Annotated in this window: 12 protein-coding genes; 9 read left to right on the forward strand and 3 right to left on the reverse strand. The window is 69.8% G+C overall.

The features are described 5' to 3' along the window. Nucleotides 1-138: 138 nt before the first annotated feature. Complete coding sequence (locus ACH4YL_RS12470; RefSeq protein ID WP_398507231.1) at nucleotides 139-651, reverse strand: hypothetical protein; 513 nt, start codon at nucleotides 649-651, stop codon at nucleotides 139-141. 494 nt (nucleotides 652-1,145) lie between these two features. On the opposite strand from ACH4YL_RS12470, the gene ACH4YL_RS12475 reads away from it, so the two are divergent. The 3 genes from ACH4YL_RS12475 (at nucleotide 1,146) to ACH4YL_RS12485 (ending at nucleotide 5,333) form a co-directional block, all read left to right on the forward strand. After that, nucleotides 1,146-2,141: an SCO0930 family lipoprotein gene (locus ACH4YL_RS12475; RefSeq protein ID WP_398507232.1), complete on the forward strand. Its 996-nt coding sequence runs from the start codon at nucleotides 1,146-1,148 to the stop codon at nucleotides 2,139-2,141. Between the two features lie 220 nt (nucleotides 2,142-2,361). After that, a complete protein-coding gene (locus tag ACH4YL_RS12480) occupies nucleotides 2,362-3,171 on the forward strand; it encodes an SAM-dependent methyltransferase (RefSeq protein ID WP_398507233.1) in 810 nt (269 codons plus the stop codon). Continuing rightward, a complete protein-coding gene (locus tag ACH4YL_RS12485) occupies nucleotides 3,171-5,333 on the forward strand; it encodes a putative bifunctional diguanylate cyclase/phosphodiesterase (RefSeq protein WP_398507234.1) in 2,163 nt (720 codons plus the stop codon). Before ACH4YL_RS12480 ends, ACH4YL_RS12485 begins: the two co-directional genes overlap by 1 nt. Before the next feature lie 57 nt (nucleotides 5,334-5,390). Here ACH4YL_RS12485 and ACH4YL_RS12490 read toward each other — a convergent pair whose 3' ends face one another. Continuing rightward, nucleotides 5,391-6,281 carry a LysR family transcriptional regulator gene (locus tag ACH4YL_RS12490; protein ID WP_398507235.1) on the reverse strand — a complete coding sequence of 297 codons (891 nt, stop codon included), beginning with the start codon at nucleotides 6,279-6,281 and terminating at the stop codon, nucleotides 5,391-5,393. A gap of 94 nt (nucleotides 6,282-6,375) precedes the next feature. Here ACH4YL_RS12490 and ACH4YL_RS12495 point away from each other — a divergent pair, with 94 nt between their 5' ends. From ACH4YL_RS12495 to ACH4YL_RS12520, 6 genes are all read left to right on the forward strand, one after another. Continuing rightward, nucleotides 6,376-7,095, forward strand: coding sequence for a succinate dehydrogenase (locus ACH4YL_RS12495; RefSeq protein ID WP_398507236.1), 720 nt, complete (start codon nucleotides 6,376-6,378; stop codon nucleotides 7,093-7,095). Between the two features lies 1 nt (nucleotide 7,096). Further along, nucleotides 7,097-9,040, forward strand: coding sequence for a fumarate reductase/succinate dehydrogenase flavoprotein subunit (locus ACH4YL_RS12500; RefSeq protein ID WP_398507237.1), 1,944 nt, complete (start codon nucleotides 7,097-7,099; stop codon nucleotides 9,038-9,040). Next, the gene (locus tag ACH4YL_RS12505; RefSeq protein WP_398507238.1) at nucleotides 9,037-9,783 is read left to right on the forward strand and encodes a succinate dehydrogenase/fumarate reductase iron-sulfur subunit; all 747 of its coding nucleotides are present in this window, start codon (nucleotides 9,037-9,039) and stop codon (nucleotides 9,781-9,783) included. Before ACH4YL_RS12500 ends, ACH4YL_RS12505 begins: the two co-directional genes overlap by 4 nt. 336 nt (nucleotides 9,784-10,119) lie before the next feature. Further along, nucleotides 10,120-10,518, forward strand: a complete 399-nt coding sequence (locus tag ACH4YL_RS12510; protein WP_398507239.1) for a tyrosinase cofactor — start codon at nucleotides 10,120-10,122, stop codon at nucleotides 10,516-10,518. 16 nt (nucleotides 10,519-10,534) lie between these two features. Continuing rightward, nucleotides 10,535-11,362 (forward strand): tyrosinase family protein, encoded by an 828-nt coding sequence (locus tag ACH4YL_RS12515; RefSeq protein WP_398507240.1) that lies wholly within the window; start codon nucleotides 10,535-10,537, stop codon nucleotides 11,360-11,362. Between the two features lie 49 nt (nucleotides 11,363-11,411). Next, complete coding sequence (locus ACH4YL_RS12520) at nucleotides 11,412-11,813, forward strand: hypothetical protein (RefSeq protein WP_398507241.1); 402 nt, start codon at nucleotides 11,412-11,414, stop codon at nucleotides 11,811-11,813. Nucleotides 11,814-11,817: 4 nt separating this feature from the next. Here the strand turns inward: ACH4YL_RS12520 and ACH4YL_RS12525 are convergent, their stop codons facing one another. Beyond that, nucleotides 11,818-14,157 carry an ATP-binding cassette domain-containing protein gene (locus ACH4YL_RS12525; RefSeq protein ID WP_398507242.1) on the reverse strand — a complete coding sequence of 780 codons (2,340 nt, stop codon included), beginning with the start codon at nucleotides 14,155-14,157 and terminating at the stop codon, nucleotides 11,818-11,820. Between the last annotated feature and the right edge of the window lie 19 nt (nucleotides 14,158-14,176).

A 14,176-nucleotide genomic window follows, 5' to 3' on the forward strand; every position in this document is an offset into this window, starting at 1 on the left:
TGGCCTGCCCGCCCTACCCCCCGGGTCGGCAGTGGGGGGGCCCCCAACCGCCCGTCGCCCCGAGTCCTGGCCAGGACTCGGGGCGACGGGCGGTTGGGCGTTGCGGGGGCCGCGGGGCCGGAGCCCCGCGGCCTGGGATCAGTGCTGGCGGCTGCCGGAACGGCGGCGCAGCACATAGACGGTGGCGGTGGCCGCGGCCAGGACCAGTCCGGCACCGGCGGCGACCTCACTGGAGTTCAGCTCACCGACGCTGCCGCCGAAGCCGCCCCGGACGCCCGCCGGCGTGGTGGAGCTGGTGGTCGGCGTGGAGCGGCCGCCCGCGATGGTCAGGTTGAACGAGCCCTGCGCCTGTCCCGGGCAGTTGAACTGGACTCCGAACTGCGCGCCCGGCCTGGCGTCCGAGTCGACGATGGCGGTGGCGGTCCTGCCCGGACTGATGAACACCGTGTCGAAGACCCCTGACGAGGCCGTGGCCGTGGTGTTGCACCCGCTGGCGGACAGGGTGACGCGGCCGCCCGGCTGGACGGTCGAGGGGCTGACAGAGAAGACGGGTGTCGACTGTTTGGCGTCGTCGCCGGCCGCAACGGGCGCGGTCAGGGCGAGAGACGCAGCTGCCAGCAGAGCAGCGGATGCGGCAGGTATCGCGCGCATGGTGATTCCTCCGGTCCCCGAGGAGCAGCCGCGGAACCGATTTCCACACAAGGCAGAGAATGCCCCTCGATGTCCGAAACGCTATGAGGGGCCGTGGTGCCTCGCGATCCCTGTCGCGCGAATGGGGCATCGGTGTCCGCCGACCGGGTCATGCCGCCGTGTGCCGGGGGACTGCGCCCGGGTACTCCGAATGGCTGATGGAGATCCGGTGCGAGGCGATACGCCCGTCCGGGTGTTGCAGGGGTGCGGATCGCTTCATTCGCGTCCGGCCCGCGCACGCATGTGACGGGTGGAACCAGTTGGGGCGGATGAGATCAAGCCAATCCGGGGTGGGGCGAATTCCCCTGGTGGAAGCGGAAATTCAACCATTCGCGACTGCGACTCGGAAGAATTTTTCGGACGCGTTGAACACTCCACGCATCCCCGTCCGTACCTAGGGCCATGAACGGCGCACCCAGGCGCTGCAACAGTCTCGATGGACTTCAGGAGTGGACATGAACACCTGGCGGAACGCTTCGCTCGCGGTGACTGCGGCGGCCGTACTCGCGCTGACGACGGCGTGCGGTCAGGAGAAGGGCAACGAAACACCCAACGGTCAGGCGGTCGGCGCGGCCAATCCGGCCCAGCAGCCCGGCAGCGGAGGCTACGGCGCCGACTACGGCTCCGACACCGGCGCCCAGGGCGCTGCCGCCAAGCCCGCCGGACAGCTCGCCGTCTGGGACAGCAAGGACCTCGGCAAGGTCGTCACCGACAGCGCCGGCTTCACCCTCTACCGCTTCGACAAGGACACGGCCTCCCCGCCGAAGTCGAGTTGCGAAGGCGAGTGCGCGAAGACGTGGCCAGTGGTCGCCGCGGGCGGCGCGTCGGCGGCGCCCGGCATCGACGCCTCGCTCATCGGCGAGGTCACCCGCTCCGACGGCACGAAGCAGCTGACCATCGGCGGCTGGCCGATGTACCGCTACGCCAAGGACGCCAAGCCCGGTGACGCCAAGGGCCAGGGTGTGGGCGGCACGTGGTACGCCTCGGCCCCCGACGGCAAGAAGGCCGGCGGCGGTGCGGCCGGCGACGCCGGATCGGGCGACGGCTACGGCGACGGTGGCGAGGAGGCCGGCGGCGAGCAGGCCGACCTCGCGGGTCTCTCCACCCGGAAGGACGCCAAGCTCGGCGAGATCGTCATCGACAAGAACGGCATGACCGTCTACCGCTTCATGAAGGACTCGGCCTGGCCGATGAAGACGGCCTGCACCGGTGACTGCCTCAAGAAGTGGCCGGTTGTCGCTCCCGTGGACAAGAACGACACCGAAGGCGTTCTCAAGAAGGGCTTCGTCACCTTCAACCGTCCCGACGGAATCAAGCAGCAGACAATCGACTGCTGGCCGATCTACACGTTCGCGGGCGACTCCAAGCCCGGTGACACCAACGGGCAGGGTGTCGGCGGCACTTGGTACGCCGTCTCTCCGGAGGGCAAGCCGGTCGGAGCGCCCAAGTAGTCCCCACGCAGCGCACCGGCCCAACCGGCCCGTCTCACGCCCCCCGCGTGATGGCGGGCCGGTTGCTGTGACACCGGCCAGTAACCAAGATGTGTGACCAAGAACGGACCGCTAATTTCCGTTTGGGCTCGCTCTCTTGGCGGGCGATCAGTAGCCTCGGCTCGAACACTGGCCATGGACATGGCCGGACTTCCTCCGTGGCGACTTGTTGGAGACATCAATGGAGCGTCCCGCCTGGGCCCCGCAGGGCATCGACATATCGGTGCCGAGCGTGTCCCGCATTTACGACTACTACCTGGGCGGCTCGCACAATTTCGAGGTCGACCGGGAAGCAGCCCGCAAGGCCATGGAGTTCATCCCGGGCCTGCCCAAGATCATGCAGGCGAACCGGGCGTTCATGCGCCGGGCCGTGAACTACGCGGTGAACTCAGGCGTCACGCAGTTCCTCGACATCGGCTCCGGCATTCCGACCTTCGGCAATGTCCATGAAGTGGCGCAGAAGGCCAGCATCGAGTCCCGTGTCGTCTATGTCGACCACGACCCGGTGGCCGTCGCGCACGGCCGCGCCGTACTCGAAGGCGACGACACGGCCACCGTGGTCGCCGCCGATCTGCGCAAGCCGCAGCAGCTGCTCGACAGTCCCGAGGTCCAACTGCTCGACCTGGAGCGGCCGGTGGCCCTGCTCCTCGTCGCCGTGCTCCACTTCCTGGAGGACGAGGAAGACCCGTACGCCGCGGTCGCGGAGCTGCGGGACGCGCTCGCACCCGGCAGCCTGCTGGTCGTCACCCATGCCTCGTACGAGGGAGTACCGGTGGCCGAGGAACAGGCGGTCGGCGCAGTCGACGTGTACCGGGACATCCGCAACCCGCTGGTCATGCGCTCCCGCGAGGAGATCGCGCGGTTCTTCGAGGGGTACGAGATGGTGGAGCCGGGTCTGGTGTCCATGCCGAACTGGCGGCCCGACACCCCTGTCGAGCAGGAGGACCCATTCGCTTTTTCGGGCTTCGCCGGGGTGGGGCGCAAGGCGTGATGTCGCCGACACAGGAGGCGGGCTCCGCGGCGGACCCGGACGGCCTGGAGGACAGACTCCGCCGGTTCGCGACGATCTGGAGCCGGGCGGTCTTCCCGGTCACCGCCACGTCGCTGACCCGGCCCGAGATCGAACAGCTACTGCTGCCGCTGGCCCGGGAGTTGAGCCTGTCGCTGCAGGCGCGGCCCTTCGACCCGCAGGTCGCGCAGCGCATCGGCGCCGCGCTCGTCGACGCCCACTGCACCGACCCCGAGGCGCTCAGCCGTACGCTCGGCGTCATCGACGCCTATCTGGTGCTGTACTGCGGCGGCGACCCCGAGCAGAGCGCCGAGGAGAACCGGGCCCGCTGCGCCCGGCTGCAGCACGCGGTCGCCGCCGGGTTCGCGCAGGGACTGCGGGAACGGACGCTCGCCGAGCAGGAGGCCATCGCACGCTCCTCGCTGCTGGCCCGCACCGACGCGGTGCAGGCGCTGCACGCCACCGAGACCCGCTTCCGCGCGGTGTTCGAAGGCGCCGCGATCGGCATCGGCATCGCCGACCTCGAAGGCAATGTTCTTGAGGTGAACGAGACCCTGACACGGATGTTCGGCGGCCTGGAGCACCATGTGCGCGGCCGCAAGGTGACCGACTGGGCCCATCCCGAGGACCGGCCCCATGTCTGGCAGCTCTACCGCGAGTTGACCCGCGGAGAGCGTGAGCACTTCCGGGTCGAGAAGCCGTTCTTCCGCAACGACGGCACCGTGCTGTGGACCAATCTGACGGTCTCGCTGCTGCGTGACGCCGACGGGAACCCCGAGTACCAGCTGGCGCTCATGGAGGACACCACCGAGCGCCGGCTGCTCAACCTGCGGCTGCGCTACGAAGCCACGCACGACGCTCTCACCGGACTGCCCAACCGGACGCTGTTCTTCGAGCGTCTCGAGAAGGCGGTCTCGGGCCCCGAAGGCACCCGCTTCGGGCTCTGCTATCTCGACCTCGACGGCTTCAAGGCCATCAACGACAGCCTCGGACACGCCACCGGCGACCGGCTGCTGGTGGAGGTCGCCGACCGGCTGCAGAGCTGCGCCACCGCGCCCGGCGAGATGGTGGCGCGCCTCGGCGGCGACGAGTTCGTGGCGCTGACCACGGGGGAGGACACCAAGCGCGAGGTCGACGAGCTCGCCGCCCGGATCCTGATCGCGCTCGCCTCGCCGATCGCCGTGGACGGGCGGGAGTTCACGGTCCGCGGCAGCATCGGCATCGTCGAGGGGCCCGCGGGCGAGCGCACCACCGCCGAGGTGCTGCGCAGCGCCGACATCACGATGTACCGGGCCAAGTCGGCCGGCGGCAACCGCTTCGAGCTCGCCGACCCGGAGGCCGACGCCCGCGCCATCACCCGGCACGGACTGACGACCGCACTGCCCGCGGCACTTGAGCGCGGAGAGTTCTTCATCGAGTACCAGCCGCTGGTGCACCTCGGCGACGGGAGCGTGCACGGAGCGGAGGCGCTGGTGCGCTGGTGCCATCCGCAGCACGGAGTGCTCGGTCCCGACCAGTTCATTCCGCTCGCGGAGCACACCGGGCTGATCGTGCCGCTGGGCCGCTGGGTGCTCCAGGAGGCCGTACGCCAGGCCAGATACTGGCAGGAGCGCCACTCCGACGGCGGTCCGCTGCGGATCAATGTGAACCTCTCGCCGGCCCAGCTGCACCATCCCGGGCTGGTCACCGACACCGTGGACGTACTGGAGCGCTCCGGGCTCGAACCGGGCGCGCTGTGCCTGGAGGTGACCGAGTCGGCGCTGATCGGCGCGGACGAGGATGTGCTCAAGCCGCTGCGCCAACTCGCCGAGATGGGCGTGGACATAGCGCTGGACGACTTCGGCACCGGCTACTCCAACCTCGCCAATCTGCGCCGGCTGCCGGTGAGCGTCCTCAAGCTGGACCGCTCCTTCACGCAGGGCATGCAGCGGCACCCGGCCGACCCGGTGGACCTGAAGATCGTCGAGGGCATCGTCTCGCTGGCGCACAGCCTGTCGCTCGCGGTGACGGTCGAGGGAGTGGAGACCGGCGCGCAGGCGGAGCAGCTGCGGGAGCTGGGCTGCGACACGGCGCAGGGCTGGTACTACGCACGACCGGGCCCGCCGGACAAGCTCCACGCGCTGTCGCTGGCGGACGCGGTGTAATTTCCCGGGGCCTGAGCCCCGGGAACGCGCAGCGCGTCCGAAGGCCGCGCAGCCGCACTACAGCACGGCCGCCCGTGAGTCGAACAGCACCCGCTGGAGCTCGCGTGCGGCGCGCGGCGGGGCGACATCGCTGCGGTGCGCGAGGGCGATCGTACGGCGCAGTCCCGGCCGGGCCAGCGGTGTGACCCGCAGATCGTGCCCGGCCCGGTCGGCCACCATGCTCGGCACCACCGCGATGCCAAGACCCGCACGTACAAAGCCGAGAACCGCGTCCATCTCGCCGCCCTCCACCGTGAAGTCCGGCTCGAAGCCCTCCGCGCGGCAGGCCGCGACCGTCAGCTCGCGCAGGTCGTAGCCGTGCCGGAACATCACCAGCGGCTGGCCCCGCAGATCCGCGATCCGCACCGGCCGCCGCGGTCCTTCGGAGGCCGCAGAGGACACCACGACCAGGTCCTCGCGCAGCAGCTCGACGGTGGTCAGCGCGGGCGAGGCCGGCGGCAGCGGAAGCACGATCAGCGCCAGATCCAGGGCCCCGCGCGCCAGCTCCCGTACGAGATCGTGCGAGCCGCTCTCCTCGATCAGCAGCTGGATGCCCGGATGCAGATCGTGGAAGACGCGCAGCACATCGGGCAGCAGACCGGTGCAGAGACTGGGCGTCGCGCCGAGCCTGACCCGGCCGCGGCGCAGCTGGGCCAGCTCCTGGACCTCGTGCCGCGCCGTGTCGGTGTCGGCGAGGATCCGGCGGGCCAGCGGAAGCAGCGCCTCACCGGCCTCGGTGAGCGCGATATTGCCGCGCGCCCGGCTGAACAGCTCGGCCCCGAGCTCCTTCTCCAGTGCCCGGATCTGCTGCGAGAGCGAGGGCTGGGAGACATGGACGCGCTCGGCCGCATGCGTGAAATGCCGGGTCTCGGCGACCGCCACGAAGTAGAGAAGCTGCTGGAACTGCATGGATCCCAGGATACGTCACGATAGGCCATGACTATGGAGATCAGCCGGATCATGTCTTGGACCTCTGGAGGTCTCCGGCCCTAGCGTTCCTGACATGGCTCTGGCTACGCGGACGGATCGAAAACCCTCCCCCTCACGCACGTCCCCCTCGCGCACGTTCTGGGGATCGACGGTCGGCAAGAAGACGGTCATGGCCGTGAGTGGTCTGATCATGCTCGGCTATCTCGTCGCCCATGTGGTGGGCAACCTCAAGGTCTTCTTCGGGCCGGGGGAGTTCAACGCGTACGGCCACTGGCTGCGCACCATGGGCGAGCCCGTCCTGCACTACGGGTGGGCCCTGTGGATCGTCCGTGTCGTGCTGCTCGCGGCCGTCGTGGCGCACGCGGTCTCGGCGTACCAGCTCAGCAGGCGCGACCTGCGCGCGCGGCCCAGCAAGTACGTCCACAAACGCAAGCGCGCGAGCTATGCCACCCGCACCATGCGCTGGGGCGGCGTCATCCTCGTGCTGTTCATCGTCTGGCATCTGCTCGACCTGACGACGCTCACGGTCAACGAGAACGCGCAGCCGGGCCATCCGTACGAGAACGTCGTGGCGACCTTCTCCACCTGGTACGGCAACGTCATCTACATCGTCGCGATGCTCGCCGTCGGCCTGCACGTCCGGCACGGCTTCTGGAGCGCCGCCCAGACCCTCGGCGTGGGCAACGCGGCCCGCGACCGCGCACTGAAGGCGGTGGCCAACGGGCTCGCGCTGGTGCTGACCGCGGGCTTCATCTCCGTACCCGTCGCCGTCATGACCGGAGTGGTGAGCTGACATGAGCTTCAGTGAGTACGAGACCGGCGCACCGGTCGCCGACGCCAAAGCCCCCGAAGGGCCGATCGCCGAACGCTGGGACCGCCGCCGCTTCGAGGCCAAGCTGGTCAACCCCGCCAACCGCCGCAAGCACACCGTGATCGTGGTCGGCACCGGCCTCGCCGGCGGCGCCGCGGGCGCGACACTCGCCGAACAGGGCTACCACGTCGAGCAGTTCTGCTACCAGGACTCGCCGCGCCGGGCGCACTCCATCGCCGCGCAGGGCGGGATCAACGCGGCCAAGAACTACCGCAACGACGGCGATTCCATCCACCGTCTCTTCTACGACACCGTCAAGGGCGGCGACTTCCGGGCGCGCGAGTCGAATGTGCACCGGCTGGCGCAGATCTCCGTGGAGATCATCGACCAGTGTGTGGCGCAGGGCGTGCCGTTCGCCCGCGAGTACGGCGGCCTGCTCGACACCCGCTCCTTCGGCGGCGTGCAGGTCTCCCGTACCTTCTACGCCCGCGGGCAGACGGGCCAGCAACTCCTGCTCGGCGCCTACCAGGCGCTGTCCCGGCAGATCGCCGCCGGCCGTGTCAGCCTGCACGCCCGCACAGAGATGCTGGATCTGATCGTCGTCGACGGCCGGGCGCGCGGCATCGTCGCCCGCGATCTGATCACCGGGAAGATCTCCAGCCACTTCGCCGACGCGGTGGTCCTGGCCACCGGCGGCTACGGCAATGTCTTCTATCTGTCGACGAACGCCATGAACTCCAACGCGACCGCCGTCTGGCGGGCACACCGGCGCGGCGCGTACTTCGCCAATCCCTGCTTCACCCAGATCCATCCGACCTGCATCCCGCGCACCGGTGACCACCAGTCCAAGCTGACCCTGATGAGCGAGTCGCTGCGCAACGACGGCCGCATCTGGGTGCCCAAGGCCCGTGGCGACCGGCGCCCGGCGAACGAGATCCCCGAGGACGAGCGGGACTACTACCTGGAGCGGATCTATCCGTCCTTCGGCAATCTCGTGCCGCGCGACATCGCGTCCCGGGCCGCGAAGAACGTCTGCGACGAAGGACGGGGCGTGGGCCCCGGAGGGCAGGGCGTGTACCTCGACTTCGCCGACGCCATCCGGCGGATGGGCCGGGCGAAGGTCGAGGAGCAGTACGGCAACCTCTTCGAGATGTACGAGCGGATCACCGCGGAGAACCCGTACGAGGTGCCGATGCGGATCTATCCCGCCGTGCACTACACGATGGGCGGGCTCTGGGTCGACTACGACCTGCAGACCACCGTCCCCGGCCTGTTCGCGATCGGCGAGGCCAACTTCTCCGACCACGGCGCGAACCGGCTCGGCGCGTCCGCGCTGATGCAGGGCCTCGCCGACGGCTACTTCGTCCTGCCGTCCACGATCAACGACTATCTGGCGCGCACCCCGCTGACCGACACGGTGGACGGATCGCATCCGGCGGTGGCCGAGGCGCTCGCCGAGACCGAGGACCGCCTCCATCTGCTGCTCGCCGTCGACGGCGACCGTACGCCGGACTCCTTCCACCGCGAACTCGGCGAGCTGATGTGGGAGTTCTGCGGAATGGCCCGGACCGAGCAGGGCCTGCGCAAGGCACTCGACCGGATCCCGCAGATCCGTGCGGAGTTCTGGCGGCGGATCAAGGTGCCCGGCACCGGCGAGGAGTTCAACCAGTCGCTGGAGAAGGCCAACCGGATCGTCGACTATCTGGAGCTCGCCGAGCTGATGTGCCTCGACGCCCTGCATCGCGCCGAGTCCTGCGGGGGCCACTTCCGTGAGGAGTCGCAGACGCCGGACGGTGAGGCAGCGCGTAGGGACGAGCAGTTCTCCTACGCCGCGGCCTGGGAGTTCCGCGGGTCCGGGTCCCCGGTCCTGCACAAGGAAGACCTGGTCTTCGAGTACGTCCATCCCACTCAGCGGAGCTACGCATGAAGCTCACCTTGCGCGTCTGGCGGCAGAAGAACGCCGACGCATCCGGCGCGATGTCCACCTACGAAGTGGACGGAATCTCCCAGGACATGTCGTTCCTGGAGATGCTCGACACGCTCAACGAGGAGCTCATCGTCCGCGGTGAGGATCCCGTCGCCTTCGACCACGACTGCCGCGAGGGCATCTGCGGCGCGTGCAGCCTGGTCATCAACGGCGATGCGCACGGCCCCGAGCGCACCACCACCTGTCAGCTCCATATGCGGTCCTTCCAGGACGGCGACACCATCGATGTCGAGCCGTGGCGCGCCGCCGCGTTCCCGGTGGTGAAGGACCTGGTGGTGGACAGGTCGGCCTTCGACCGGATCATCCAGGCGGGCGGTTACATCACCGCGCCCACCGGCTCCGCGCCCGAGGCGCACGCCACGCCCGTCCCCAAGCCGGACGCCGACTTCGCCTTCGAGCACGCGGAGTGCATCGGCTGCGGTGCCTGTGTCGCGGCCTGCCCCAACGGCTCGGCGATGCTGTTCACTTCGGCGAAGGTCAACCACCTCAATGTGCTGCCGCAGGGCGCGCCCGAGCGCGAGACCCGGGTCCTCGACATGGTGGCGACGATGGACGAGGAAGGCTTCGGCGGCTGCACGCTGACCGGCGAGTGTGCGACGGCCTGCCCGAAGGGCATTCCGCTGCCGTCGATCGCGGCGATGAACAAGGAGTGGCTGCGGGCGACCCGCAAGGCCAGGCGCTAGGGCCTGATCCAGACGACAGGCCTAGGCGCGCCGGCCAGGCGCGGGCATATGTTCCGGACATGTTTCCGGTGTGAGGACGGGCACAACTCCCGCCCTCTCACCGGAGATTATTCACAGGATTGACACATTCGGCGCAAGATTTACGCCCGGCGCTCCGCCCGGCCCGCCGCACCGCAAGATCAACTTTGTTCAACTCTCCACTACGTATGCCGACATGTCCGCATCGCGGCCAACCACTTCTTCCTCCGGCATCCCTCCCTGTAGGCATGGCCATGGGCGGTCCGACCGACCACCGGAACGCCCATCGACCACAGCCACAACTTGGGGGGAACACCCATGTCCAGAATCACCCGACGGCACGCCATCGGCGCCGGTGCCGGAGCCCTCGCCGGAATCGCCGTCGCCGGCGTGGCAAGCACCGCCGGCGCCACCACCGCCGGATCCTCCGCCGCCCCCGCGCCGCAGGCAACTGCCGCCGGGCCCGCCGCCTTCGACGAGGTCCACCAGGGACGCCGCATCCAGGGCGCGCCCTCCCACCACGGCGGACACCACGACCACGGCACTGGCTACCAGGTGCGCATCGACGGCAAGGAGCTGCATGTGATGCGCAACGCCGACGGCACCTGGATCAGCGTCGTCAACCACTACGAGACCTTCGCCACTCCGCTCGCCGTGGCCCGCGCCGCCGTTGCCGAACTCCAGGGCGCCGCCCTCGTCCCTCTCACCCTCGTCTGAATCCGGAGCGCCGGCCATGACCGTACGCAAGAACCAGGCGGACCTCACCGCCACCGAGAAGAAGCGCTTCGTCGACGCCCTGCTGGAGCTCAAGCGCAGCGGCCGTTACGACACGTTCGTCACCACGCACAACGCCTTCATCATGAGCGACACGGACAGCGGTGACCGGGTCGGCCACCGCTCGCCGTCGTTCCTGCCGTGGCACCGCAGATTCCTCATACAGTTCGAGCAGGCACTGCAGGCCGTGGACGCGTCAGTCGCGCTCCCGTACTGGGACTGGGCCGCCGACCGCACCGCCGCGTCCTCGCTCTGGGCGGCCGACTTCCTCGGCGGCACCGGCCGCAGCAGAGACGGCCAGGTGATGGACGGACCGTTCGCGTTCGCCGGCGGCCGATGGCCCGTCGCCGTACGCGTGGACGGACGCGGCTTTCTCCGCCGCGACCTCGGGGCCGGCGGCCGGCAGCTGCCGACCCGGGCCGAGGTCGACTCCGTGCTCGCCATGAGCACGTACGACACCGCGCCGTGGAACAGCTCGTCGAGCGGCTTCCGCAACCATCTCGAAGGCTGGCGCGGCGTCAATCTGCACAACCGGGTTCATGTGTGGGTCGGCGGCCAGATGGGCACCGGAGTCTCGCCCAACGACCCGGTGTTCTGGCTGCACCACGCGTACATCGACAAGCTGTGGGCCGACTGGCAGGCGCTGCACCCGAACTCGCCGTATCTCCCGGCCGCGGGCACCGCCAATGTGGTGGATCTGCGCGACACCATGCGCCCGTGGAACGACGTGACGCCGGCCGACATGCTCGACCACACCCCGCACTACACCTACGACACGGCGGCCTGACCCGCCCGCCGGCGCGGAACCGAGGACACGGCTTCGGCGTCGAACGGCCATGACACAGAGAGCGGGACAGACCCTCTTCGCCCTCGCGCTGGCCGCGGCGGCACTCACCGGCTGCACCACGGCCGGTGCCGGCGGAGAGGCCGACAAGAAGAGCCCGTCCGCGACGGCGTCACCGTCGCTCAAGGCCGCACCGGCCGCGAAGCCGATTCCGTTCAAGCTCTACACGCACTGCGGAATCGACGAGGCCCGTATCGGCTCGACGTACTACGAGGCCGAGACCCCGCTCTCCAACGGCGCGGGAAGCCCACCGGAAGGCTGGGACAACCCGTACCAGAGCGGCACGATGACGGTGACGTCCGGGACCAGGGCCGTCTTCAAAGACGACGCGGGCCACGAAGTCACCTTCCGCGCCAGGCCGGGCGCGACGTCCTTCAAGCTCATCTGCCGCTAGCACGTCAGCGGCCCAGTGACCGGGCCAGATACGAGGCCGTACGGCTGCCCGGCGCGGCCGCCACGGCGGACGGGGTTCCGGCGGCGACGACGGTTCCGCCTTCGTCGCCGCCTCCCGGTCCGAGGTCGATGACCCAGTCCGCGCCAGCGACCACATCCATGTCGTGCTCCACGACGACCACCGAATGCCCGGCCTCCACCAGGCCGTGCAACTGCCGCATCAGCACTTCCACATCGGCGGGATGCAGCCCGGTCGTCGGCTCGTCGAGGACGTACAGGGTGTGGTCGCGGCGGCGGCGCTGGAGTTCGGTGGCGAGCTTGATCCGCTGTGCCTCGCCGCCCGACAGCTCGGTGGCCGGCTGGCCGAGCCGCAGATAGCCGAGCCCCACGTCGAGCAGGGCGTCCAGGCTGCGTACGGCCGCGGGCACGGCCGCGAAGAAATCCGCGGCCGACTCGACGGTCAGATCGAGCACCTCGGCGATGCTCAGCCCTTCGTGACGTACTTCCAAAGTCGCCGGGTTGTAGCGCGCGCCGTGGCAGTCCGGGCAGGCGGCGTACGTACTGGGCAGAAAGAGCAGCTCGACGGAGACGAAGCCCTCGCCCTGGCACGTCTCGCAGCGGCCGCCCGCCACATTGAAGGAGAACCGGCCCGCCTTGTAGCCGCGGGCCCTGGCCTCGTCGGTGGCCGTGAAGAGCTTGCGCACCACATCGAACAGACCGGTGTAGGTGGCGAGATTGGACCGCGGCGTACGGCCGATCGGTTTCTGGTCCACCGTCACCAGCCGTCCCACTCCCGGCAGTTCGACGGTCACCTCGCCGACCAGCGTGGACTTCCCAGACCCGGACACGCCCGTGACCGCGCTCAGCACTCCGAGCGGCACGCGCGCCCGCAGGCCGTGAAGATTGTGCCGGGTGACCGGGCCGAGCTCCAGCCACCCGGTCGGCTCCCGCACCGCACGGACGGGCACCGGGTCGCGGTCGAAGAGAAACCGGCGTGTCGCCGACTCCTCGACCTGCGCCAGCTCCGCGACCGGTCCGCTGTGCAGCACCAGCCCGCCGTGCTCGCCCGCCCGCGGTCCCACGTCGACGATCCAGTCCGCGCTGCGCACCACATCCAGATGGTGCTCCACCACGAACACCGAATTGCCCGCCGCCTTGAGCCGCTCGAGGACCACCAGCAGCGACTCCGTGTCCGCCGGATGCAGCCCGGCCGACGGCTCGTCCAGCACGTACACCACACCGAAGAGCCCGGATCGCAGCTGGGTGGCGAGCCGCAGCCGCTGCAACTCGCCGCTGGAGAGCGTCGGCGTGGCGCGGTCGAGGCCGAGATAGCCGAGGCCCAGCTCGGTGACCGTGGCGATACGGGCGAGCAGATCGGCCGTCAGCACCCGCGCCGTCGCGTCGCCGTCCACGGCCGAGAGGACTTCGGCGAGCGCGGTCAGCGGCAGCGCCGCGAGTTCGGCGATCGTACGGCCGGCGAACGTGACCGCCAGGGACTCGGGACGCAGCCTGCTGCCGCCGCACGACGGGCACGGCGCGCTCGCCAGGAACCGCTCGGCCCTGGCGCGCAGCGTCTGGCTCTTGGAGTCGGCGAAGGTGTGCAGCACATACCGCCGCGCGCTCATGTACGTGCCCTGGTACGGGCGTTGGATACGGCCCGCCTCCCGCACCGGATGCACGGTGACGACCGGCTGCTCGTCGGTGAACAGGATCCAGTCCCGGTCCTTCTGCTCCAGTTCGCGCCACGGCCGGTCGACGTCGTGGCCCAGCGTGTCCAGCACATCGCGCAGATTCTTGCCCTGCCAGGCACCGGGCCAGGCGGCGATCGCGCCGTCCCGGATCGACAGCGAAGGGTCGGGGACGAGCAACTCCTCGCTGGTGCGGTGGATCCGGCCCAGGCCGTGGCACTGCGGGCAGGCCCCGGCGGCGGTGTTCGGCGAGAAGGCGTCCGAGTCCAGCGGCGCCGCGCCCGCCGGATAGTCGCCGGCCCGCGAGAAGAGCATGCGCAGTGAGTTGGAGAGCGTGGTGACCGTGCCGACGGAGGAGCGTGAGGTCGGCGACGAACGGCGCTGCTCCAGCGATACCGCGGGCGGCAGCCCGGTGATCTCGCCGACCTTCGGCGCGCCGACCTGGTGGATCAGCCGCCGGGCGTAAGGCGCGACGGACTCGAAGTAGCGCCGCTGCGCCTCGGCGTAGACGGTGCCGAACGCGAGCGAGGACTTCCCCGACCCGGAGACTCCGGTGAAGACGACGATGGCATCGCGCGGGATGTCCACATCGACGCCGCGCAGATTGTGCTCCTGGGCGCCGCGGACGCGGACATACGGGTCGTGAGGGCTGTGCATGGCGGACGAGTCTAGGGCC

Source organism: Streptomyces sp. NPDC020681, assembly GCF_044334895.1.
GTDB lineage: Bacteria > Actinomycetota > Actinomycetes > Streptomycetales > Streptomycetaceae > Streptomyces.

Coding starts and splice junctions, on each gene's coding strand:
- ACH4YL_RS12470 (WP_398507231.1), bottom strand. CDS start 651: ATGCGCGCGATACCTGCCGCATCCGCTGCTCTGCTGGCAGCTGCGTCT.
- ACH4YL_RS12475 (WP_398507232.1), top strand. CDS start 1,146: ATGAACACCTGGCGGAACGCTTCGCTCGCGGTGACTGCGGCGGCCGTA.
- ACH4YL_RS12480 (WP_398507233.1), top strand. CDS start 2,362: ATGGAGCGTCCCGCCTGGGCCCCGCAGGGCATCGACATATCGGTGCCG.
- ACH4YL_RS12485 (WP_398507234.1), top strand. CDS start 3,171: ATGTCGCCGACACAGGAGGCGGGCTCCGCGGCGGACCCGGACGGCCTG.
- ACH4YL_RS12490 (WP_398507235.1), bottom strand. CDS start 6,281: ATGCAGTTCCAGCAGCTTCTCTACTTCGTGGCGGTCGCCGAGACCCGG.
- ACH4YL_RS12495 (WP_398507236.1), top strand. CDS start 6,376: ATGGCTCTGGCTACGCGGACGGATCGAAAACCCTCCCCCTCACGCACG.
- ACH4YL_RS12500 (WP_398507237.1), top strand. CDS start 7,097: ATGAGCTTCAGTGAGTACGAGACCGGCGCACCGGTCGCCGACGCCAAA.
- ACH4YL_RS12505 (WP_398507238.1), top strand. CDS start 9,037: ATGAAGCTCACCTTGCGCGTCTGGCGGCAGAAGAACGCCGACGCATCC.
- ACH4YL_RS12510 (WP_398507239.1), top strand. CDS start 10,120: ATGTCCAGAATCACCCGACGGCACGCCATCGGCGCCGGTGCCGGAGCC.
- ACH4YL_RS12515 (WP_398507240.1), top strand. CDS start 10,535: ATGACCGTACGCAAGAACCAGGCGGACCTCACCGCCACCGAGAAGAAG.
- ACH4YL_RS12520 (WP_398507241.1), top strand. CDS start 11,412: ATGACACAGAGAGCGGGACAGACCCTCTTCGCCCTCGCGCTGGCCGCG.
- ACH4YL_RS12525 (WP_398507242.1), bottom strand. CDS start 14,157: ATGCACAGCCCTCACGACCCGTATGTCCGCGTCCGCGGCGCCCAGGAG.